Consider the following 23,021-nt stretch of genomic DNA (forward strand, 5'->3'; position numbering starts at 1 on the left):
ACCAAAGAGCGATCGACTTCCACGAGCAGTATTTAACCATAGCTAGGGAAATCGGCGATCGCAAGGGAGAGGCTTCTTCCCTGGGAAATCTGGGCCTTGCCTACGATTCATTAGGGCAATACCAAAGAGCGATCGACTTCCACGAGCAGTATTTAACCATAGCTAGGGAAATCGGATATCGCCGGGGAGAGGCAATTTCCCTGGGAAGTCTGGGCAATGCCTACGATTCATTAGGGCAATACCAAAGAGCGATCGACTTCCACGAGCAGTCTTTAACCATAAAAAGGGAAATCGGCGATCGCCAAGCAGAAGCAATTTCCCTGAATAATCTAGGTTCCACTCTGCAAAAAACCGAGCAATACCCAGAAGCAGAAGCCGTTCTGCGAGAATCGATCACCATCAAAGAAGCGATACGAGTCGGGTTACAAGACAACCATCAAATCTCCATCTTTGAAACCCAACGAAACTCTTATCGACTTCTGCAAGAAGTCCTCATTGCCCAAGATCAACCCATCCAAGCCTTAGAAATCTCCGAACGGGGGCGCACCCGTGCCTTCATCGACCTGCTCAGACAGCGCTTCCCCGAAGAGATTAACCCTTACATCAGCGCCGATCAAATTCGCCAAGTCGCCCAAACCCAAAACGCCACCCTCGTCGAATACTCCATTGTCACAGAAGAACTCTATATCTGGGTGATCCAACCCACCGGCAACATCGAGTTTCGCCGCTCCCCCATCGCTGAATCTGAACTCGACAACCTAGAAACCCTCATACTCCGGGCGCGAGTCTCCATCGGCATCACCGAAAAAGACAACGACAACCAACCCCTCAAACTCAACCCCGAAGAAAAACCCCGCAACGGTCACTTTCCCTGGCTGCAATACCTCTACAATATCCTCATCGCCCCCATTGCCGACCTCCTGCCCACAGATCCCGAAGCGCGGGTGATCTTCATTCCCCACTATGCCCTCTACTTGGTTCCCTTCGCGGCCTTACAGACCCCCCAAGGGCGCTATCTGATCGAAGACCATACCCCCCTCACCGCTCCCTCCATCCAAGTCCTAGAGACCACCCACGCCCAACAGCAGCGCCTGCACCCAACCCAGAACAAGGCCCTGGTGGTCGCCGAACCCACCCTGCACCCCAAATTCCAAGATAACCCCTACAAACTGCGCTCCTACGAGTATATGCAGGAAGCCGCCCAAACCATTGCCACCATTCTCGACACTCTCCCCATCATGGGCGACAGCGCCACCAAAGTCGCCGTCATCAACCAAATGCTGCAAACCCGCATCGTCCATATCTTCGCCCACGGACTCCTGGACGAATACCAACCGGAAAACACCAACCTGGGCGAGATTCCCGGAACCATTGTCCTAGCTCCCGATGCCGACAGTGATGGCGCTCTCAATGCCGCCGAAATTCTCGACCAACAACTCAACGCCGAGATTGTTGTCCTCAGCGCCTGTAGCACCGGCAAAGGTAAAATTACCGGCGACGGCATCATCGGCTTGTCTCGCTGTTTCATTCTCGCCGGAGTTCCCAGTCTCATTGTCTCCCTCTGGAACATCGGCGCACCAGCCGCCAAAGTCCTAATGACGGAATTTTACCAAAACCTCGCCAACGGCAAAAACCGCGCCACCGCCCTCCGTCATGCTATGCTCAACACCAAAACCCGGTTTCCCAAACCCGAATCCTGGTCGGGGTTCACCCTCATCGGCGAAACCCACCCCCTCACCCTAACCACCCAACAGATAGAAGAGGCCTTACGCACCATGTCCATCCCCGAACATGCCACCCCCGAAGCCATTGTCAAAGCCTTCACCGACCTATTCGATTACTACGAACCCGAATTTTTAACCCAAATTCAAGGCTTAGACCTGCAACCCACGGACAGCATCGCAACCCTAGCGGCCAAAATCAAAACCTGGTGCAAAACCCATCCCAACGTGGAAGAAAACATCGAAAACGACCTCAGCCAAATGGGCCCCAACGATGCCAACGACGAAGAAGAAACCCCGGAAGACGTGGTCAAAAGAGCCTATGAAAAATACCTAGAAAACCTCAACCGCTTGGGCCAAACCAACGAAAAACAACAGTAGCTCAACCCAGGTGGCGACCCAGAAACCCGGTTTCTTGAAGAAACCGGGTTTCTCAAACCTCACGAGAAGCTTATGACTGAAATCCAAAACCCTATTTTCACCCTCTACGCTTTCCACTTTTGGTCAGACTTTGACCAAGGCTACCAAATGCCCGCCAAAAATGCCGAGGCACTCTGGCAAACCTTCGCCACAACGGTTGCCGATGCCTTGAACAGTGAAGACCTGAAAAACTTGCGCGCAAATCTGCATCCCGTTCAAGAAAATGAACCCTGGCAAGACCTGATCAAAGGACAACGCAAACTGAAGTTAAGCCAAATTCCCTTGACTCAAACCCTGCAAGCAAAAGGAGCATTTCACGCGGAAAAATTGCAAGATGTCTATCTAGCCGAACTGACTCTCTTTTTAGATAAACGTGACTGCAAAATACCGCTTTTTTGTCACCAAATCAATGGTTTTAATCCCAATAATGTTCTTTCTTATTCTACCCTAAATCCGTCTTTAGGTCAAAGCTTTTTCCTCTATGCTGAACCCAGTAAACCCATTGCCCTGAAAGACTATCGCGCCCTAGCTGATGATTGTGTAACCGGCTTATTTCCCGATCGCCCCACAGAAATCATCCCCCGTCCGCTACAGACCCGTCAAGGGCAACTGTTCGGTAGCCCCTTATTCCTGTACGAAGCGGAAAATACTTATATTTTAGTCTGGCTCAAGTTCAAAGAAAATAGCCTATCTTCCTTTAGCAATAGCTTCAACCGAGCGCTCAAACAACTGCTGTGCTATCGCCATAAAATCCTCTTCACCACCGAGCAGTCGAAACAATACTACCAAGAAGCGCAAAAGCTGGCCAACGAGCTAGAGCAACAAATTCCTCGGTTTAGCCAAATCGAGAAAGAAACGGATGACGAAAAACGGTTAAAAGAGTTAAAACGATTACTCAATAATATCCGCAAACGGGGATTTGAGTATAGCCAAACCCTGCGCCTGCTCCGCGAGTGCTACAACACTACGGACACTAATATCAATAATTTTGATATCGCATTTACTGAGATTAACCAAGCTAAATTGACCGATGATCACTTCCCATTCTGGGATGCTTTTCTCGACTTAGCGAAAAACACTTATCTGCAACAAATCGAAACCGATTTAAATTACTTGCTCGCGGGTCAAAATCTGTTTCAAGAAATGATTGCCACGATTCGCGGCATGTTAGAAATCGAGCAAATTGAAGCCGATCGATCGCTACAAAACCAGATTCAGAAGAGCAGCAAACAAGAAGCCATCAGTAACTACAACTTAAATATTACCATTTGGGCTGTTGGTACAGGCATGGCTACTGCCGGCGTGATCGCCACAAGCTACGCTCTCATTACACCAGAAAACCCCGTACTCATGCCGTGGGATGCTCATGCTACTACGGTGCATCCCTTTGTAGAATTGGTGTTTTGGAGTCTCGCAGTGGGGTTAGTGTTGGGGATTTTTCTCGTAACCTCCTTCTTGCAATGGATACCGCAAAACGAAAATGATCGCCAAAAAGCAAAAACCCCAGATGATCGATAAAATAGCGATCGCCGTTGATTCGTTTTAGAATCAGACATTGCTGTAGGGGCGAACGTTTTTAATTGATAATAGGGAATCATAATGGAGAAATCAATACTCGGTGATCGCGATGTGGAAAGGATTTTGGCGCTCTTTGATCGGTTGGATTAGGGGATTATGGGGACGGTTGTTGGGAAATCAAGGGAGTTCCGGAACAATCCCCCCCCAAGAGCAAGATCGTCCAACTCCGCTCGATCGCACGGGATATGAGTTTGTGTTTATGCAACTATTAGAAGGAGTCGATCGGGGATGGCAAACTGTTCAGGTGCAGGAGTATTTAAATAAGTTATCCGATCGCACCACCGAAGAAGGATGGATCGATTGGTTAGGGGAATTTGGCGATCGCCTCTTAGAAAATCCGCTTCCCAACCACCAACTAGCTTCCCGAATGTTGAGATTGGGGGAAATTGAGCTGGGAGTAATCGGTCAAAAGACAACTCAAGTGGGACGACTCGCTTTGCAAAAAACCTTTACCCCGGAAACAGCACAACCGATGACAACTGAGGCTCAAGAGCTATTTTATCAAGGCAATAGCTTATATGAACAGCAACACTATATCAAGGCTTTGCAAGTTTGGGATCGGGCGTTAGAGGTGAAAGCCGATTTTTATCAAGTTTGGACGAATCGGGGGGTAGCACTCAATCAGCTTAAACGATATGAGGAGGCATTAGCCAGTTACGATCAGGCTTTAGTCATTAAATCGGATTATGACATAGCCTGGAGTAATCGCGGAGTGTCCCTAAGAAATTTAGGCCGCTATCAGGAAGCATTAGAGAGTTATGAACAAGCCTTGAAGTTACAACCGAATGCCTTTGATCCTTGGCTGAATCGGGGAACCGTATTAAGTGGATTTGACCGATTTGAGGAAGCTCTGCAAAGTTTTGAGAAAGCGACAGAAATTCGGCCACAATCGTTTCAAGGCTGGTTGGGACAAGCACGGATCTTAAACACGCTTAAGCGCTATGAGCAGGCGATCGGCGCTTGGGATGAAGTGATTACCAGAAATGAGACATTAGCTGATGCTTGGCAAAAGAAGGCAATTGCATTATATGCTCTAGAACGGTATGAGGAGACCCTAACTTGTTGCGATCGGGCGTTGCAACTCGAACCGGAACATCTGGAAACCATTTCCTATTGGAGTAAGGCTCAAGCACGATTAAGTGGTTTAGCCGCTCAAGAACGGGAGAGCCAGAACCCGGAAAACCCCTTAGAATCTGAACCAGAATCACCCTAATTGAACCATTGGTTTGAAAAGTCTGTATGCAACCCCCATCCTCTCCCTCTTCCTCCTTATCCGTCAATCAACTCCAGGAGCAAATCCATACCCTGAACCGCGATCGCCTGAAACTGCTAAAGAAAATAGAAAAGCAACAACAGAAAATCGATGATTTTGAACAAGAGCAAGAGCAGATTCTTCCTAAAGTGGCTCAGAACCTAGAGCCAATCTCAACAGAAATCGATCGGGTTGACCAACAAATTCATGATTTATTTGAAGATATCTTCAGAACCCGTGGCTTAAGTCGTAAAAAAACGCAAAAAGTTCTGTTTATTTACGAAAGTATCCAAAAAATGGGTTGGATTAGCAATCGGCTCCGAACCGAAGAGTCCATAGACGAACCCATGCAAGACGATCGAGAGAACATCCCTTGGCAAAATGTCAAACATCAGGATTTAAATCAAGTTCGCCAAAAATTTTTGCAACTTGCGTCGGTTTTCCATCCGGATAAAGTCAGCCATCATCAAGACCGGGATTATTACACGGAAGTCATGAAAGAAGTTAACCAAGCTTATCAAGCTGGAGACTTAGCTCAGTTAATCCAAATTGAAGCGCAGTACCATCACGGGGAAATTAGGGCAATCGACCAAGATGATAACCTGGATTTAAACCAACAGGTCAATCGATTGAAACAAGAAAACCAAATCCTGAAAAGACAGTACCAGGCTCTCAAAGAGGATTGGAAAGTTCAGCGCCACACCCCAGAAGCAAAAGTTGTCAAAACCTATCACTCTCTGCGGGAAAAAGGAATAAATCCGATTACCCACATGAAACAAAAAAGCAACTCTCGTCTAGAAAAGCTAGAAGATATTCGATATTTTGTCAAACGATTTCGGGATAGAAAAATAAGTACCCAAGAATTCTTGAACGAACGGAATCCATCTAAAGAGATCGCTAAATTTGTCAAAGGGTTGTTTAGCTCTTCTTCTTTCTTTAGTAAACACTAGGGTCATTCCCCGCATTGGCGGAGCTTGCACGAAGTGAGAAGTCCCTCCCAAAGGATTCTCTTTTCTATCGAATACAACTTGAAGGCTTAGATCCTAAGCAATCTAAGCTATTGCCTATTCCCTACCGCAAACTACCACATCACTATAATACAATATTAATCTTGAATTTTAGACTAAACGCTGATGATTGAACCTCCTAATCCTAACCCAGAAACCCAAGAAAGCGAGATAGACCCAACTGCCTATCGCTTTAGTTGGCGTTATTTTCCCCTGGGCGCTCAGATCCTCTCTATTGCCTTTGGAGCCTTAGTTTTAGTGCCCATTTTAACCGGATTGAATCCGAATGTTGCCCTATTGACGGCTGGTTTGGGAACCTTGGTTTTTCAATGGGTAACTGGAGGAAAAGTGCCGGTTTTTTTAGCTTCTTCTTTTGCCTTCATTGCCCCGATTCAACTGGGAGTAGAAAAGTATGGGTTACCTGAAACATTATCGGGATTAATGACTGCTGGTGTCGTTTATTTGCTCTTGAGTTTATTAATTGTATGGCGCGGTTCTGGATTTTTGTTACGGCTGTTACCACCCATTGTTACGGGGCCGGTAATTATGGTGATTGGATTATCTCTTGCCCCCATTGCTATTCAGATGGCATCGAATGCGGGTGAAGGATACAGTGAAGGAGCCGCTCTAGCTGTTTCTGGAAGTGCTTTACTGGCCACATTATTAACTGTCTTATTCAGTCGAGGATGGTTAAGATTAGTGCCTATTTTAACCGGTTTATTCGTCGGTTATATCGTGGCATTTCCATTAGGAATGGTCGATCTAACAACCATCGCTCAAGCCCCTTGGTTTGCGCTGCCGGAATATACCTTACCTAAATTCCATTTACCGTCCATTCTCTTTATTGTACCCGTGGCGATCGCCCCTGCCATCGAACACTTTGGTGATATCCTAGCTATCAGCGCTGTCTCTCAAAAAGACTACTTTCGAGACCCTGGCATTCATCGCACCCTACTCGGAGATGGTCTCGCTACCAGTCTAGCAGCTTGTTTGGGAGGTCCGCCTAATACCACCTACTCAGAAGTTACGGGAGCTGTTGCCTTAATTAAAATCTTTAATGCCGGTATCATGACTTGGGCTGCAATTTTGGCCATTGTACTCGCCTTTGTGGGTAAACTGGGGGCCTTTTTGCGCTCCATCCCCGTACCGGCTATGGGGGGAATTCTGGTGATTTTATTTGGGACAATTGTGGTAGTGGGGATGAATAGTCTGGTTCGCTCTAGAGAAGATTTAATGAAACCTCGAAATTTGGCGATCGCTTCGATTATCCTAGTTTTTGGAGTGGGTGGACTAAGCATAAAAGCCGGAGAATTTGCCCTAGAAGGAATTGGTTTATCCGGGATCTTTGGAGTCCTGATGAATTGGCTCTTACCCGAATCTGGCGAAACCAACTCCTAGTTAATCTCAATCCTAGAACAGTAGAATTTCGTGTAAAGACGATTTACCCAATGGACAATGGTGATGACAACAGGTCAAAGTTTCCTAATTCCCGACACTTGAAGAAGCATGAACGCAACTCTGTACCCGGCTCAAATACAAAGCTGAGTTGGAGGGCAAGGTTTATTTGGAGATTGGGCAGTTCTTCCCTTCTTCTCACCTTTGCTCTAACACCTCTATTGCTGCTATAGCAGAGAAAGGGAGAGTTTAGGACATTTTCTATTGCCTATTGCCTTAAACCATCACCTAACTGTCCTAACCAACTCCTTTTCTGCTACAGAAAAGATGGATCTCTCAGTGCGATCGTTTGTGTGTCCTCACTGCCAGGAATGGCATGATAGATCCATCGCTTTTGTGGTTTCCTTTTCCCAGGCGATCGCCCAAAAATTTTTGGATACTAATATTACCTCAACGGCCCTTTGCTCTGGCGCAGTGGCTAGTGGTTTTGTGGCAGCAGGAGACCTAGAAGGCAACACCTTACAGCGCTTTGCGCTGTGATGGGGGGATAGGGGGAGCAAACAACAGACTTGGTAGAAGCTCTGAGCTGTTCTAGATATTGTTAAAAACCGTCATTAATGTACCTCATAGCAGAGGAAACTGCTGTATGAGACCAAGGTGCATCCGCTGAGTCTGTTGCCCCGTGTGGTTATGAGGCGATGATGAAAGGCGAATTAGTGAAAATTAATGAGGTATCTTTTGGACTTTAAACTCAATTGGATGTACGGTTTATTCCCCGCAAAACAGTATTAAAAATGTCACAAAAGATGATGGAGAAAAAGGAATAATTCTATTGGCTTTCCGGCTTGGTACGGGGGAATTAAGGGGAGCAACTTGAGCGATCGCTCAAGTTGGTTAAATAGGTTTTGAGGGCACTTCCCGTTAAAGTTTGTCAACAGTTTTCATGGCAATCTTTTTAAATCGTGATACGTTATACGGTTCATTACTTGGCTGTATGATTTACTAAAGCTCGGCAGTGTTTGATCCTTATCTCGATCAAACGGCAGCTTTATTTTTTTGATACGATCCTCGTACAAGGGTAATGGCTATAACGCAAAAAGTTCCTGTCACAGTTCTTACCGGCTATTTAGGTGCAGGAAAAACAACATTATTAAACCGAATTTTGACGGAAGAGCACAACAATCGCATTGCGGTCATTGTTAATGAATTTGGTGAGATTGGTATTGATAATCAGCTCGTCATTGATGCTGATGAAGAAGTTCTGGAGATGAATAACGGCTGCATTTGCTGTACCGTTCGAGGGGACTTAATTCGCATTATCGGTAATTTAATGGATCGGCGCGATCGCTTCGATCGCCTTCTCATTGAAACAACTGGGCTTGCCGATCCAGCCCCCGTGATTCAGTCTTTTTTCACGGATGAAGTGATGCTTCGACAAACACAGCTTGATGCCGTCGTCACGGTTGTGGATGTCAAGCATATTACTCAGCATTGGGAGAGCGAAGAAGCCCAGGAGCAGATTGCTTTTGCTGACATTATTCTGCTGAATAAGGCGGAGTTGGTTTCACCCGATATTTTGGAAACGCTGAAGCAGAAGGTGCGCGGCATAAATGCGATCGCGAAAATCTACACTACCAATTATTGCGATCTATCTCTGGATTCCGTCTTGGGGGTTCAATCTTTCGATCTCAAGAATGCCTTGGCGATCGATCCGGAATTTCTCGATGAATCGGCCCACGAGCATGATGATTCGGTGTATTCGGTTGCGATTAACGAGCCAGGGGCAATTGATACGGACAAGATTAATCGCTGGCTCTATCAGTTAGTTCAAGCGCACGGTCCCGATCTATTTCGCATGAAAGGCATTCTTAACGCCCACGACATGGAGCGTCGGTTTGTATTTCAAGGGGTTCATATGACCCTCGACGGTCGCCCGGGCAAGCCGTGGAAGCCGGATGAAACTCGTCGCAACGAGCTGATCTTTATTGGTCGCAACCTCGAACAAATGAACCTGCAAGACGGGTTCAACGCTTGTTTAGTTTGATGTGCCCCTTGGCTGGCATCAAGTATTTGGCAATCTAGCGATCAGGAGAAATCGACATGAAGCAAGCAGAAGCATTGAGTATCAGTATTGGTGTTTTGGGAGGTATTGACGTTTTCCTCACGGCAACGGTTCTTCCCTTGCCCGTGTGGGTAACATTTACGGCTTGGGCCTCCTTTTTTATTGTTGGGGGAGGAGTGGATGGCTTCAAGAAGTCGGTAGTCTGCAATATTACCGGGATTCTGATTGCTGGCGCATCCCTGCTGGCGATCGAGCTGATTGGTCCAACGCCGATCATAGCTGCGATCGTTGTGGGCATTGGCAGTGCTGCGATGGTGCAAGCCAGCAAGATTCCCTTTACAGCCGGGATTACACCCGCGATTGTTTGGGGATTTTCGCAAACTGTGGGAACCGCCGCAGTAACGGGGAATCCGATGACCTCCCCCTTCCTGGAAAACCCCGTTGCGATCGCGATCGCCGCCATGATTTTAGGTGCTATTTTTGGCTATCTTTCAGAACTGTGGGGGAAAGCAATGACAACAGCACCGGAAACCGCAGCTTGAGTGTAAGGTTCGCGATCGTGTCGGTTAGCTTGCGAACTGCACTGAATTTTTTCGCGATCGCGAGATAAGAAATGCTATCGTTAATCAACTAAGGGATCTCCAAAGCTATGAAATTACAGCACAATTTAGGCGGTTTAGAGAATCTGGGGCCGATTAACTTTGAGACGGAAGTTTTTGTCGAACCCTGGGAAAAGCGCATTTTTGGTATTCATACCGCAATGATGGCATTGAGCAATCATCTCAATGAACTGCCGTATGACATCGAAAACGTTCCCACTGAATTCAAGAGTTTTTGGACTTGGGGGCATCTCCGGAAGGGTGCCGAGGGGATGAATCCCTTTGAGTATTTTCGGTTGCGTTACTACGAGAAATGGCTCGGCGGCATTTCTGGCTTTTTTGTGGAAGAAGGCTACATTACCCAAGAAGAGCTAGATGCACGCACAGCTGAGATATTAGCCGACAGCGCCAAGGCTGAAGCCCCACTGCCCCAAGGTGGCAATCCGGCGATTAACGCTCAGGTTGAGAAATACCTGCGTGAAGGTGACTCGCCCCAACGTTCGGTTGCGATGGAACCCAAATTCAAAGTTGGAGACAAAGTCCGTATTAAGGATGTGCCTCCGGCAGATCATACCCGTTTACCCGGGCATTTGCGCGATCGGGTTGGTGTGGTTGATAAGGTTTATGAAGGGGTCTATACTTACTTCTTCAAAACCAATGATGGCATTGGCGTGCCGATGCCAATTTACAGTCTTTGTTTCCAACCCGATGCTCTTTGGGATAAATCCCTGCTGGATTCCAAAGCGATTTACTACAACGACATTTTTGAAGTCTATATTGAAGCTGCTTAAGGAGAAAAAAAATGCCAAGTCTTTACGAAGGTTTCCAGTACGATCCAGAGCGCGAGCGTTACAGTGCGGCCAAGGTCAAAGCGCTGGAATCGTTGCTAATTGAGAAAGGAGTAATCGCCGGCGATACGGTTGATAACATCCTCAGCTATTTTGAAACTCAAATGGGGCCATTTAATGGCGCTAAGTTGGTCGCCAAGGCGTGGGTCGATCCCGCATTTAAAGAATTGCTGGTCAATGACTGCAATGCAGCCTGTAATGAGATGAGCTTTCCTCCTGGTATGTCTGGTGCAGAGGGGGAACATATGCGGGTGGCGGAGAACACCCCTGAAGTGCATAACGTGATTGTCTGCACCCTATGTTCTTGCTATCCCTGGCCAACGTTGGGCTTACCACCTTACTGGTATAAAGATCCAACCTTCCGAGCGCGCACCGCGCGGGAACCCCGCACCGTGCTGAAGGAATTTGGAGTTGAGCTGGATGATTCGGTCGAAATCCGTGTTTGGGATACGAGCGGTCAGATTCGTTGGTGGGTCTTACCCATGCGTCCTGAGGGGACGGAAGGCATGAACGAAGAGCAACTAGCTTCTCTGTTGACCCCAGAAGCGATGATGGGCGTTGCACTGCCTAAAGCGGCATAAGACTGGCAAAACTGCAAAGTTTATACCTGAGTGAGAGGACAAAATATATGTTCACTAAATTTGAACATTTTGCGGCGACGAGCTTAATGGGTTCGCCAGAGGAAGCGCCACCTCGACGTGACGGTCATCTCTATTTCGATCGCGACTGGGAGCGTCTAGCGTTTGGGGTGGCGATCGCCCTTTCTAAACAGGGGCATTACGAATGGGAAGACTTTCGCCAGCAATTGATTAGCAAAATTGGGGAGTGGGAAGCAGAACATGGAACAGACGATCCGAGTTGGGATTATTACCAACGTTGGTTAGCCGCGCTCGAAGAAATTTTAGTCGAGTCTGAGGTGTTGGCTCCCGGTGAGTTGGACGCTCGCATGGCAGACATTCTTGATGCTTGCAGTCCCGAGCAGAAGCAATCTGAGCTACCCCGTTAAGATTGCCTATTGCCTAGCGCGAAGCGCGATCTTACTTTTCTAAAGCGCCGCTACGGCTTCCCCAATTCGCTCTAGGGCACGCTGGAGTTGGTCTAAAGAGGTGGCATAGGAGAGGCGCAAATAGCCCTCCCCATGGTCTCCAAAGGCGGTTCCCGGTAAGAGGGCAACTCCGGCTTGATTTAAGAGATAATCGGCTAAGGCTTGAGAGTTTAAGGGCAATTCTTTGATATTGGGAAACACATAAAATGCGCCCGGTGGAATGAGACAGTGGATACCAGGAATTTCATTGAGTCGAGCAACGAGAATATCGCGGCGATATTGGAAGGCTTTGACCATTTCTTGTACGGGTTCTTGGGAACCTTGCAACGCTGCGATACCGGCTTTTTGGATAAAGGTACAAGTACAAGAATTGGAGTTGAGCATTAATAATTCTAAGGCGCTGATTAAATGTTGGGGAATCACGCCATACCCTAAACGCCATCCCGTCATGGAATAGGTTTTAGAAAAGCCATCGACTAAGAGGGTTCGATCTTCCATTCCGGGTAGACTGAGCAAACTATAGTGAGGATGGTCATATAACAGGCGAGAATAGATTTCGTCAGCTAGGATATAAAAATTATGTTTAATGGCTAAATAGGCGATCGCTTCTAAATCGGCTAGAGGTAAAAATCCTCCTGTGGGGTTATGGGGGGAGTTCAAGATCAATAACTTAGTTTTGTCCGAAATCAGCCGCTCTAAGTCTTCCACGCGAAAGCTAAATTCCCGCTCTTCCACTAAGGGTAAGGGAATAGGACGACCTTGGGCAAACTGAATCACGGAGCGATAGGTGGGAAAACCGGGATCGGGATAGATGACTTCATCTCCAGGATTCACTACTGCCAGAATACCGAAAAAGAGTAGGGGTTTGGCTCCTGGAGTGACGATAATGCGATCGCCCCCTACCTGAATCTTCCGGGTTTTGCTAACATGAGCGGCGATCGCCTCTCGCAGTTCTGGCAACCCTAACGTTAAACTATAACCGGTATAGCCCTGGGCGATCGCCTCCGTTGCAGCTTGGCAAATATGAGAGGGGGTAGGAAAGTCAGGTTGACCAATTTCTAAGTGAATAATATCGCGTCCTTGCGCTTCTAAGGCTTTTGCTTTAGCTAAAACTTCAAACGCAGATTCTGATAACAATCCCTCGATGCGCTCTGCTTGATTCATGAACCGATCTCCTAAATTATGGTTTTTTCTATTCCCTATTCCCTACTTGCCCTCAGATCATATCCTGATCTCGATCAAAAACTCCGTATCAAGGAATAGCGCAGTTCTTGAGAACCTTTAAGTTTTGGACTCCGTTGGATAATGAATGGGAGTGGATGCTATGCGGATGTCAACCGTTGTCCTTGTTACATTAGCGACTTTAATCGCGCCAGAATTTCGGTCTTCGTCCGATCTAAAGCAATCTCCAATTCAACCGATAGGAGATACTGGAAAAACGGAAAAACCGGATTTAGATCCTAAGTTTATTGATTCGATTGTGCAACAGGTGATGCCGGTTGCTCTGGCTTCTATTAGTCCTCCAGAAATTGTTCCTCCGGTAGCAAAATCTACGGAGGAACCCTTCAATCGTACGTCCTTATCTCAAGAAGATATTCAGCACCTGAAAACTATGATTTCCCAGGTAGTTGATACCTCTATTGCTCAGGAAAATTTAGCCTTAGTCCGAGGGGACGATCGCCTGCCGAAAATTGAGGGAACGATTACTCTCTTAAATTTATTGATGGTATTGATCGTCAGTATGCCCGTTATGGCAATGATTTTATTTTGGTTTATTCGAGGTTGGGTGGTTCAAGATTTAGTCAAACTGATCCATTCCCAATTAGAAGGATTTAGCGATTTAGATCGCGATTTAAAGGATTATCATTTAAAAGCCGATGATTGGATGGGCGAGTTATACCGTCATCTGAATTTATATAAACAACATATTCGTGATGAGTTAACCATGGTTCATGAACAGTCCCAGCAATCTCAGATTTCCCTAGAGGAACTCGATAAAATCAAGCGCCAAATGATGCGTCAATTTCAGGAGATGTTGACGGAAACGAAAGCGGAAAAAGAGAGTTTATTCCAGGAAATGTCCCAAACACGCCCATCCCAAATGGTGGCGGCTCTGCCGGTGAATTTGTCGTCTGAAGTGCCTGATTTTTCGCCTCCTCAGTCAAATCGGAGTCTAGTTCCAGATTCAACTCATCCGCAGTCTGTGGTAAGTCCGGAAGAATTGACGATGGAAGATTATGTCAGGCAAGCCCAGCAATTAACCCAAGTTCATCGTTATGAGGATGCGATCGCGGCTTATCATAAAGCTTTGGAATGGCTGCCAGATTCCTATGAAACCTGGTTGGCGATCGGTCGATTATATGTTAAGCAAAATAGCTATTATCGCGCTCTAGAAGCCTATCAAAAAGCCATTGATATTGATGAGAGTCGGGATGAAGGATGGTATAATTTAGGCAATACTCTCAGTAAATTAGAGAACTATCTCCGCGCTCTCACTGCTTACGATCGCGCCCTGTCGATTTATCCGGGACGCTATGAGGCCTGGTATAATCAAGGGAGTGTTTTTGCTAAGTTAGGACGTTATGCGGAGGCAATTGACTCCTACGATCGCGCCTTGATTCTCAATCCCCAAAGTTGGGAAGCTTGGTATCATCGCGGCAATTTATTAGGATGGATAGGAGAATATGAAAAAGCGATCCTTTCCTATGATAAATCGGTCAATCTCCATTCTCAGAATAGCGAGCTTTGGTATAAACAGGGTTTAGCCTTAGCCAAATTGAATCGCCATCAGGAAGCCCTAGCCTGTTATGATATCGCTTTGTCTTTAGGTAAACAAGGAGAAGGTTTATGGCGCAACCGTGGAGCTACCCTGGAAGGTTTAAATCGATATGAGGAGGCGATCGCGTCCTACGAACAAGCCTTAGCCCTTAAACCAGAAATGTTAGATTTATGGTTCAGAATTGCCCATCTTTTAGATTGCCTCAATCGCCCAGAAAAAGCCCTAAAAACCTACAATCATATTTTGTCGATCCAACCCAATCATCCAGAAGCCTTAAAACTCAAAGGCAACATTTTAGTTGAGTTTCACCACTATCAAGAAGCCATTGATTCGTTTACTGAAGCTCTGGAAGCGCAAAAAACGGGAACTTGTGCGGTGCAAGTGGTTAGTCGATGATTGCGATCGCTCAACTCTCCAAACCGATAATTGGGCGATCGGGAAGCCGAATCATGCTTCCCTTGGTTAGTGGATGTAAAAACACCTCTCTTAAGACAAGACATCAGGTATAGGGAACGGGTAGGGTTTAGAAAGCGAGCTTCTGCCAGAAACCCGCTTTCTAGCGTTTATCTATTACCAGCGCGTAGCGCTCTACTTCAAGAACCACTGACTGGGACGATAGGGATAAGCCCAGTAATAGTCATAGGATTTAGCGGTAAATTCCTTGAAATTACCTAAATCATTGCGATGGTAAACGGGTTCGGCTGGATTCCCCACGGTGCCGATAAATAGGAGATCGGATTGCAGTAAATCGACGATTTCCTTACCAAGTTGATTGGATTCTTCAGTACCTAAAGTGTACTTTTGATACTCAATGGACTTTCGATCCAACTCGGTTACCCATTCCGGAGGTTCTAAGCCTTCAGCGCCGTTAGTCTCAATATATTTAGCCCAGAGATGACCGTTGCTGAGGCTAAAATAATCGCCAAAGGGGGGGAAGAAGGGTTCCCGCGAACCCGCTACAAACGCTGAGGTATAGGCTTTCGTCCAGGTCATGATATCCAAGTCATTTGACGCTTGACTGGCGCGATACTCATCGGAGGTGACTTCTTTGAGCTGCATATTGATACCCACATCATCCAGATATTGGACAAACAGTTCGTGGAGTTTAACAGCTCCGCCTTGGGTGGCAAATTGTAAATTAATTACCAAAGGCTGCCCGTCTAGGCGATCGCGTTTTCCATCCCCATTAGCATCCACTAACCCCATCTCATCAAGCAGTTCATTGGCTTTATCCGGGTCATACTCAATTAAATAGGTTTTTTGCTCCTCCGTGATAAAATCCACCGTATTCGGGTCAATGGCAGTATATTGGGCGGGAGTGGCTAACCCAAAATACACTAACTCGTTCATCTCCTCACGATTCATAGCATGACTGACGGCTTGACGGAAGCGCAGATCGTCAAAAATCTCTCGCAAGCCTTCATCCTTGTGGTTAACATTAAAGGAGTAAACCACCATAGATTCCCCTACAGTGGGAACGGGACTGACAGTATAATTCCCTTTACTTTCATTTTGTTGCAATACGGGCAAATCTTCAGCAAATACAGCTTGAGATTTATACACCACTTCCCCATTGGAGAGTTTCAAGTTCTGGACTTCCTTCTCTGGAACATACACCTCATCAATCCTGCTGATATAGGGGAGTTGTTGTCCCGTGGTATCAACTTGATAGAAATAGGGATTAGCCACCAAACGCCGACCTTCTGCGGTATCGGCAATGACAATATGGGATTCTAAGGTCGGCATTACTGCTCGCTCTAAGCTATTGGCTTTAGCTGTATCTTTGAGCAGAGGAGAGGGGACATCTTTCCAGTCACTGCTGCCATAGTAGAAGTTGAACGCTTCATCCCAGCTTTCAAAGCCATCATCTTTGGCGTTCTTCTCGGCATTTGAGTCAACATCGGGGTGGTATTTACCTAAGAAATGTTTGGGTAGAAACGGTTGAGCGTAGTCGGTGGCAAATAAGGAGGTTAAACCGGGTTTGGCTTGGGAGAGGGTAAAAGTGACTGTGGTGGGATTAACCGCTTCTACTTCCATGGGTTGGCCGTTGACGAGGAAGCGATCGGGGATACCATTCGAGTATAGGGTTTTATTCGCCAGGACGTTGTTATACCAAAAGACAATATCTTCTGCCGTGAAGGGTTCGCCATCGGACCACTTGTGTCCTTCTCGTAGATAAACCGTGAGAATGGTGTAATCATCGTTCCATTCAAAGTCGCGAGCGATATTGGGAACTAAGGTTTTTAGGTCGTCGGAATAGCGGAAGAGGTTTACATGGCGAGTAGAGAGCAGGTCGGAAGTTCCAGATTCTGTGGCTTTGGAGAGTCCAGCGAGGATGCCCCCATATTGACCAATTTCTTCATAGGGAACTACAACTAATGGCTCGTTGGGGATTCTTTCATCTATGGAGGGGAGGTCAGTGTTGCCTTGAATTTCCCCATTGAGATCCTCAATTTCTGGGTTAGCGACGAAAGCCATCTCACACCCCGTTTCGGCTTCATAGTTCTGTAAGTCGTATTGCTGGGGATATTTTCCTTCACCAATGCCTTGGGTATCAGCGAGGGTAATGGCAGGACAACTGCCTTCAGCTCTGGTTGCGGTAGTCCCCGCAGTCGTTGTGGTTTCGACGTTAGAAGCACAGGCAGCGAGTCCGGAGATCGCCAATACTAAAGCAGAATGAGTTACTTTCGTCACTCTAGAACTCAATTGTGGGTTGAATCGATAATGCATGAGGTTCTCCTTACAGTAGGAATAATCAAATGGGTTTAAGAAGCGGTGAGGGATAAAGCTTGTTCAGATTTGAGCATCGCTGGTGCGGGTGAGATTCCCAATAGAGTGCAGATTAAAGGGGCGATCGCCAATTGGGATATCGGCTCGGTTGCCTCCCCATTCGAGTCAGTGCCGATCGTAAATAAGGGAACCTCCCGCACATCCGGTAGGGTTCCTCCATGGTGACCGTCAGGATTCATGCCATGATCGGCAGTAATGAGAAGGGTATAACCTGCTTCCCGCCAGAGAGGAATATAGTGGGACAGTAGACTATCGGCTAGTAAGGCATAACCGCGATATTCTTTACTATCGGAGCCGTAGCCATGTCCTGCATGGTCAATTCCCATGGAATGGATGAGGAAAAAGTCAGGATTATAGGCTTGCCTGAGCATTTCGGCATCGGCAAACAGATGGGAGTCTGGGTAAGAGTCTTCCCAATAAAAGCGCCCATGTTGGATGGGGTTATGGGTGTTATGCTGGTCGCGATCGCGCTGGGGAACAAACGGAGCATGATTGTAGAGTTCGCTAAACCAGGAATAGGCGGCTGCTGCGGTCGTTAAGCCAGCTTCTTTTGCCAAATGAAACACACTTTGCTGATGGGACAGACGCACAACATCATTGGCTCCAATACCATTGACGGAAACCGGTGTACCGGTCAATAGCACTTCATAGAGAGGCCGGGATAAACTCGGCAGTTCAGCTCGGACTTGATACAGACTGGCTTGGAGGGTTTCCACTAAATGGCCCAAGTAACCCATTGAGGCAACAGCCACATCAAAACGCAAGCCATCTAATAGTACTACAATGACTCGTTTACTCATAATTCACCCATCCTGAATGCTTAGATAGTCATATCAGAGAAAGACTAAGCCTAGGTTATGGGTTGGGAGACAATGGGTTATGAATCAATTAACTTGAGTTCAGGTTGAGGGATGGGGAATAGGCGATCTCCCGATTCCCTGTCTCTACTCGCCAGCGCCCAGAACTTGTAGAGCTTGCCAGCAGCGAGTGGAGCAGGATTTTTGAGACACAGAAGCGATATCAATCCATTGAATGCCTTTGGGGCCAATTTCTGCTTCATCGCTGTGCAGATGGGTGGGTTTACTTGGAAGCGAGCATTGGTAGATAATGTTAATTGTATGGAGGATGCGATCGCGTCCTTCGGGAAAGAAACTTTCGGCTATTGTCAATAGATCGTCGATTTCAAAGTTCTCTATTCCCGTCTCTTCTTTAACTTCTCGTCGTAGAGCTTCCCGAATCGGTTCGTGGGGTTCAATTCCTCCCCCTGGTAAGTCCCAACAGTCAGGTTCTGGGAACGTCATCTGATGAATCAGTAACACTTCGGTTTCGATGACAAATAAGGCGACAACCGCTACTCGTAAGCGAGTTTGAGGTTTAGTGGTTTCTATCTGCTGATTTTCCATGATATTAATGTCTCATGCACCTCTGATGTCAAGGGTATCATCATTGAGTCAATTAAAGATCGGCTCTATCAATCGTGTATTTCTAATTTCTGATCGCCATGAATCCTATACTTAAAACACTCATAAACTGTTTATCTACCCAAGGTCATGCTCAGTATGATGGCGAAGCAGTTAGCCAACTCGAACATGCTTTGCAATGTGCTACTTTGGCGGAAACTGCGCGTCAATCTAGAGAGATAATTCTCGCTTGTTTATTTCACGATCTCGGTCATCTATACCCGGAGCGGAGTACACCAGAAGGCGATCGCCATGAATATTGTGCTTTGCCGGTTTTGCGATCGCTCTTTCCTCCCGCTATCACGGAACCCATCCGTCTCCATGTTGAAGCAAAACGCTATCTTTGTGCAGTCGATCCTAAATATTTGAGTCAACTTTCTCCGGCTTCCCAACAGAGCTTAATTATCCAAGGAGGCGTGTTCTCTCCAAAAGACGCTCAAGCATTTGTCGCACAACCTTATGCTCTCGATAGTATTAAACTTCGTTGCTGGGATGAACAAGCCAAAGTTGAGGGTTTAGTGACTCCAGATCTTGACTATTTTGTTCGGAAGTATTTATAAGACTTAATACCCAGCAGAGCGACCAGACGAATAAACTCACTTTAATAGTTTCTGGTGTTAAGAGTTCAAGATACTAGGTTGCCTCAGATTCAAGACTGCGACCGCTCACTAATACATCCAACCGCTTCAGCGTCATAATTACTAGAGAATGGTAGTGTGAGATTTACTGTCAATATGAATCTCAAATAACTTTTCTGGGGGATTGCGAGTACTATAATCAACTATTTTTACCGCAACAGTATCAAAATATTGAATTGCCTCTGTATCTCTATTCTGGACTTCATTGAAGTTAGTAAAACATACATGCCACAGGTTTGGCTTACTGTTTTCATCCCAAATAGCAAATATTTCTTTAAAGGCTTTAACAACTTTTTCCCGATCATCTCCTTCAATGATAACCCAAAACTCTCGCCAACCCGCGCGCAAACACTCACAAGGCAAGCTAAAGTTTTGTAGAAATTGATCCCAACCACTCGAGAGAAGTTCTGATTCCTCATCTTTGGAGAGTTTGCATTCAGCAATAGACTCGATCGTAATAAATAAGATTGCCACGAATGCTTTCCGGTCTGGTTCTAGTAGTGCCTCCAGTTTTTTAGGAAAGGTGGCGCGATCGACTACGATACAATTACCATCAATGTTATTCATCAGAAGAACCCAGTTTCTAATCGCAAGGCCAGTTCTTTGTCTTTGTTCACATCACACTCATGATAGCCGAGGACAAGCCAAAGGGACTAGGAGGGTTGGCTTCAGCCACGCGCCAGGGCCTTTGCCGCGTTCACCCCCTAGATGAACAGTTGCACCTTGTTCCACAGTCTGCTTAATCGTTGCCAGTAAACTTTCGATCTTTATGAATCGGGTTTAGGCCGGTTGCCGGGTAGCCGCGATCGTAACATCACGGATATTCACATTCTGCGGTTGGGAATACATAAACACTGCTGTGCGAGCAATGTCGTCGGCAACCAATGCACCGCCCATTGCCTTTTTCCACTCCTCATAACCATCAATGATTTCCTGCGAAGTGGTGTGACTCAACAGTTCGGTTTCTACTGCGCCAGGGTGAATTGCCATCACGCGTACATCACTGTTAGAAACTTCTTCACGAACATTTTCGGTAATTGCGGAGACGGCAAACTTGGTTCCGACATAAGCGGCATGGTTGGGAAAAGACTTTTTGCCTGCAATAGAACTCATGTTCATGATAGTGCCAGTACCCCGCTCCTTCATCGAGCTAAGAACCGCCTGCATTCCGTTTAACAAGCCGAGAACGTTCACCTCAAACATTCTGTGCCATTCCGCTGGGTCTTGTGTATCAATCTGCCCTAGAAGCATCACACCCGCATTGTTGACTAAGCAATCTACTGGGCCATATTCAGCTTCAGCCTCTTCAATGGCAACACGGAAAGCTTTAGCATCGGTGACATCCAGTTTGCGGCACATTGTGTTGGGTAGGCCAAGCGCTTCGAGTTTTTCAATCCGGCGAGCGAGAAGTAATAGCGGGTGACCCAGTTCGGCGAAACGTCGAGCAATAGCCTCACCGATACCGGAGCTTGCACCGGTAATAACCACTAAGGATTTCTGATTAGTTTCCATATTTTCTCCTTCTTGGTGTCATGTAAATGCAGTGTACTTTTGAACTACTAGCAAGCTCAAGACCTATTTCTGCTTAGACGTTGCCTATTTCTGCTTTCTGCCCATTGTTTGAGCGCAATTCTTAACAGCGATTGCTATAGTCAAGTGATAAGGCTATTTGAGGAGGAGCGAATTATTTATCTACAACAAATCATGGATGTTTATCAGTTTTCCAAAGTGGAAGGCTTTATCGAGACTCATATTAGAGGTGTCAGTTTCTTCTGGGCAACAAAAGCTATAGCGTGTTCGCCGCTCGTCTACAATGCTGGGCTAGTGATTATTGAGCAGGGTAATAAAGTTGGATACCTCGGCGATCGTGTGTTTCACTACGATAGTGACCATTACCTTGTCCTTAGTGTGCCACTCACCTTCGAGTGCAAAACAAATGCCAGCTTAGACAACCCGTTACTGGGCCTTTTTATTGAACTCGATCTTGCCGAACTTCACAAGATGGTGATGCAACTCTCAAAACATAATGCACTCGAGAACTTTGAGCCGACATCACCATTATGTGGGGTTGAGCCGGTTGCCCTTGATTCCCAGATGCGTAAGGCAACAACTCGGCTCATGCAAGCCCTCTGCTCAGAACAGGATAGTGAAATTCTTGGTTTGTCATTAGTTAGGGAGGTCGTCTACCGCGCACTGTTGGGTAAACATGGACCTGCTCTTTATGCGCTCACCCAACACAACTCCCACTATGCGCGGATTGCTCGAAGCATAGAGATCATTCGGCGTGAGTACCAAAAACCCCTCACGATCAAGCAGCTCGCCAAAGAAGTGGATATGAGTGTCTCAGCATTTCACCGGTCGTTCAAACAGATAACCGAAAAATCTCCACTACAGTACCTCAAAGAGTATCGATTACATAAAGCTAAGAGTCTTATTCTTCATAACAATATATCTGTAGGTACGGCAGCCCTCAATGTGGGGTACGAGAGCACATCCCAGTTTAGTCGAGAGTTTAAGCGCTATTTCAATTTTTTGCCCTCTCAAGCAAGAGACTTGGGCTATGCCCAACTTGTATAGATTCAATGGGGTTGGTCTTGAGTTTAGTAAGGTGGCGCGATCGACTATGATACAGTTACCCTCAGTGTTATTCATGAGAAGCTCCCATATACAAAATTTGATCGCGTCTCGATTTTACTGGCTACTCAGAAATTACACCACAAGCCAGGCGAGGACCGCCGCCACCGAGAGGAGCTGGCTCGTCAGAAAAGTTATCTCCGTGCATATGCACCATTAGAGAACGACCATTTAAGAAGCTGACTTCTAACCGGGGAGCTAAAACAGGAGTTGTTGCTGTACCATTATTGGCCACAAATAACGGAGGTAAATCTCCCAGGTGACCATCATCCGCATAGGGGCCTTTATGGACTCCGGTATTGAATGGGTCGAAGTGCCCGCCGGCAGCTAATCCAGGTACGGTCTTGCCATCTTTCATTCCAGGGCCGCAGTCTGGATTGGTATGAATATGAAATCCATGGGAACCTGGAGTCAAATTGGTCAGATTCGGGGTAAGAAGCAAACCATATTCCGTATCTTCCAAAAGCACTGTACCAACAGCCGCGCCAATACCATTGGCATCAGTGAGATTCATTTCAACGGTAATGGCATGACCGTCAGCATAAGCTGGTGCGAGAACAGTTGCTGTCATTAGGGCTGTCAGAGAAGCAATATAAACTGATTTTTTTTTCATGGGTATCTTGGAAGTCAAAAAATAAATAACGTATGACTGGGGACAATATATTACTTGACACACGAGACAGTGTGCCAGTAATGGTTAATGCAAAGTGTATCCCAGAAAACGAAAACCATAAGGCCATATCCCTCTTCTGTCACTCTCCGAGAATGAAGATAGAATAAAATAGAGTATCAA

At 46.5% G+C, this 23,021-nt stretch carries 21 protein-coding genes; 14 read left to right on the forward strand and 7 right to left on the reverse strand.

Going from position 1 to position 23,021, the window contains the following annotated elements:
- The 11 genes from AC3A14_RS17025 to AC3A14_RS17075 form a co-directional block, all read left to right on the forward strand.
- Positions 1-2,102 (forward strand): CHAT domain-containing protein (locus tag AC3A14_RS17025; protein ID WP_487779077.1); only part of this gene is annotated, 2,102 nt, incomplete at its 5' end.
- A 72-nt stretch (positions 2,103-2,174) separates the two neighbouring features.
- Positions 2,175-3,659: a hypothetical protein gene (locus AC3A14_RS17030; protein ID WP_318734635.1), complete on the forward strand. Its 1,485-nt coding sequence runs from the start codon at positions 2,175-2,177 to the stop codon at positions 3,657-3,659.
- A gap of 109 nt (positions 3,660-3,768) precedes the next feature.
- Complete coding sequence (locus AC3A14_RS17035) at positions 3,769-4,932, forward strand: tetratricopeptide repeat protein (protein WP_318734632.1); 1,164 nt, start codon at positions 3,769-3,771, stop codon at positions 4,930-4,932.
- A 26-nt stretch (positions 4,933-4,958) separates the two neighbouring features.
- On the forward strand, positions 4,959-5,921 hold the full coding sequence (locus tag AC3A14_RS17040) for a hypothetical protein (RefSeq protein WP_318734629.1): 963 nt from the start codon (positions 4,959-4,961) through the stop codon (positions 5,919-5,921).
- A 183-nt stretch (positions 5,922-6,104) separates the two neighbouring features.
- Positions 6,105-7,376, forward strand: coding sequence for a uracil-xanthine permease family protein (locus tag AC3A14_RS17045; protein WP_318734627.1), 1,272 nt, complete (start codon positions 6,105-6,107; stop codon positions 7,374-7,376).
- A gap of 261 nt (positions 7,377-7,637) precedes the next feature.
- Positions 7,638-7,913, forward strand: coding sequence for a hypothetical protein (locus AC3A14_RS17050; protein WP_318737474.1), 276 nt, complete (start codon positions 7,638-7,640; stop codon positions 7,911-7,913).
- A gap of 541 nt (positions 7,914-8,454) precedes the next feature.
- On the forward strand, positions 8,455-9,417 hold the full coding sequence (locus AC3A14_RS17055) for a CobW family GTP-binding protein (protein ID WP_318734622.1): 963 nt from the start codon (positions 8,455-8,457) through the stop codon (positions 9,415-9,417).
- A gap of 56 nt (positions 9,418-9,473) precedes the next feature.
- Positions 9,474-9,977 (forward strand): DUF1097 domain-containing protein, encoded by a 504-nt coding sequence (locus AC3A14_RS17060; RefSeq protein ID WP_318734619.1) that lies wholly within the window; start codon positions 9,474-9,476, stop codon positions 9,975-9,977.
- 107 nt (positions 9,978-10,084) lie between these two features.
- Positions 10,085-10,825 (forward strand): nitrile hydratase subunit beta, encoded by a 741-nt coding sequence (gene nthB, locus AC3A14_RS17065; RefSeq protein WP_318734616.1) that lies wholly within the window; start codon positions 10,085-10,087, stop codon positions 10,823-10,825.
- 11 nt (positions 10,826-10,836) lie between these two features.
- The gene (gene nthA, locus AC3A14_RS17070; RefSeq protein WP_318734614.1) at positions 10,837-11,463 is read left to right on the forward strand and encodes a nitrile hydratase subunit alpha; all 627 of its coding nucleotides are present in this window, start codon (positions 10,837-10,839) and stop codon (positions 11,461-11,463) included.
- Positions 11,464-11,510: 47 nt separating this feature from the next.
- Positions 11,511-11,888 (forward strand): nitrile hydratase accessory protein, encoded by a 378-nt coding sequence (locus AC3A14_RS17075; protein WP_318734611.1) that lies wholly within the window; start codon positions 11,511-11,513, stop codon positions 11,886-11,888.
- 39 nt (positions 11,889-11,927) lie between these two features.
- Here AC3A14_RS17075 and AC3A14_RS17080 read toward each other — a convergent pair whose 3' ends face one another.
- Entirely contained in the window at positions 11,928-13,091 is a 1,164-nt protein-coding gene (locus tag AC3A14_RS17080; RefSeq protein WP_318734608.1) for a pyridoxal phosphate-dependent aminotransferase, read from the reverse strand.
- A gap of 166 nt (positions 13,092-13,257) precedes the next feature.
- Between AC3A14_RS17080 and AC3A14_RS17085 the strand changes: the two genes are divergently transcribed.
- A complete protein-coding gene (locus tag AC3A14_RS17085; RefSeq protein ID WP_318734605.1) occupies positions 13,258-15,102 on the forward strand; it encodes a tetratricopeptide repeat protein in 1,845 nt (614 codons plus the stop codon).
- Positions 15,103-15,294: 192 nt separating this feature from the next.
- Here AC3A14_RS17085 and AC3A14_RS17090 read toward each other — a convergent pair whose 3' ends face one another.
- From AC3A14_RS17090 to AC3A14_RS17100, 3 genes are all read right to left on the reverse strand, one after another.
- Positions 15,295-17,436, reverse strand: a complete 2,142-nt coding sequence (locus AC3A14_RS17090; protein WP_318734602.1) for an ABC transporter substrate-binding protein — start codon at positions 17,434-17,436, stop codon at positions 15,295-15,297.
- A 35-nt stretch (positions 17,437-17,471) separates the two neighbouring features.
- Positions 17,472-18,299 carry an alkaline phosphatase family protein gene (locus AC3A14_RS17095; RefSeq protein WP_413038648.1) on the reverse strand — a complete coding sequence of 276 codons (828 nt, stop codon included), beginning with the start codon at positions 18,297-18,299 and terminating at the stop codon, positions 17,472-17,474.
- A gap of 141 nt (positions 18,300-18,440) precedes the next feature.
- Complete coding sequence (locus AC3A14_RS17100; protein WP_318701953.1) at positions 18,441-18,899, reverse strand: NUDIX domain-containing protein; 459 nt, start codon at positions 18,897-18,899, stop codon at positions 18,441-18,443.
- A gap of 98 nt (positions 18,900-18,997) precedes the next feature.
- On the opposite strand from AC3A14_RS17100, the gene AC3A14_RS17105 reads away from it, so the two are divergent.
- The gene (locus AC3A14_RS17105) at positions 18,998-19,516 is read left to right on the forward strand and encodes a phosphonate degradation HD-domain oxygenase (RefSeq protein WP_318701952.1); all 519 of its coding nucleotides are present in this window, start codon (positions 18,998-19,000) and stop codon (positions 19,514-19,516) included.
- Between the two features lie 141 nt (positions 19,517-19,657).
- Here AC3A14_RS17105 and AC3A14_RS17110 read toward each other — a convergent pair whose 3' ends face one another.
- Together AC3A14_RS17110 and AC3A14_RS17115 are read right to left on the reverse strand one after the other, a co-directional pair.
- Positions 19,658-20,161 (reverse strand): hypothetical protein, encoded by a 504-nt coding sequence (locus tag AC3A14_RS17110; RefSeq protein ID WP_318701951.1) that lies wholly within the window; start codon positions 20,159-20,161, stop codon positions 19,658-19,660.
- A gap of 213 nt (positions 20,162-20,374) precedes the next feature.
- Positions 20,375-21,106: an SDR family oxidoreductase gene (locus AC3A14_RS17115; protein WP_318701950.1), complete on the reverse strand. Its 732-nt coding sequence runs from the start codon at positions 21,104-21,106 to the stop codon at positions 20,375-20,377.
- Positions 21,107-21,298: 192 nt separating this feature from the next.
- Between AC3A14_RS17115 and AC3A14_RS17120 the strand changes: the two genes are divergently transcribed.
- Positions 21,299-22,171, forward strand: coding sequence for an AraC family transcriptional regulator (locus AC3A14_RS17120; RefSeq protein WP_318701949.1), 873 nt, complete (start codon positions 21,299-21,301; stop codon positions 22,169-22,171).
- A gap of 121 nt (positions 22,172-22,292) precedes the next feature.
- On the opposite strand, the gene sodC is transcribed toward AC3A14_RS17120, so the two are convergent.
- The gene (sodC, locus tag AC3A14_RS17125; protein ID WP_278003061.1) at positions 22,293-22,799 is read right to left on the reverse strand and encodes a superoxide dismutase [Cu-Zn] SodC; all 507 of its coding nucleotides are present in this window, start codon (positions 22,797-22,799) and stop codon (positions 22,293-22,295) included.
- Between the last annotated feature and the right edge of the window lie 222 nt (positions 22,800-23,021).

This window comes from Roseofilum sp. (genome assembly GCF_982964205.1).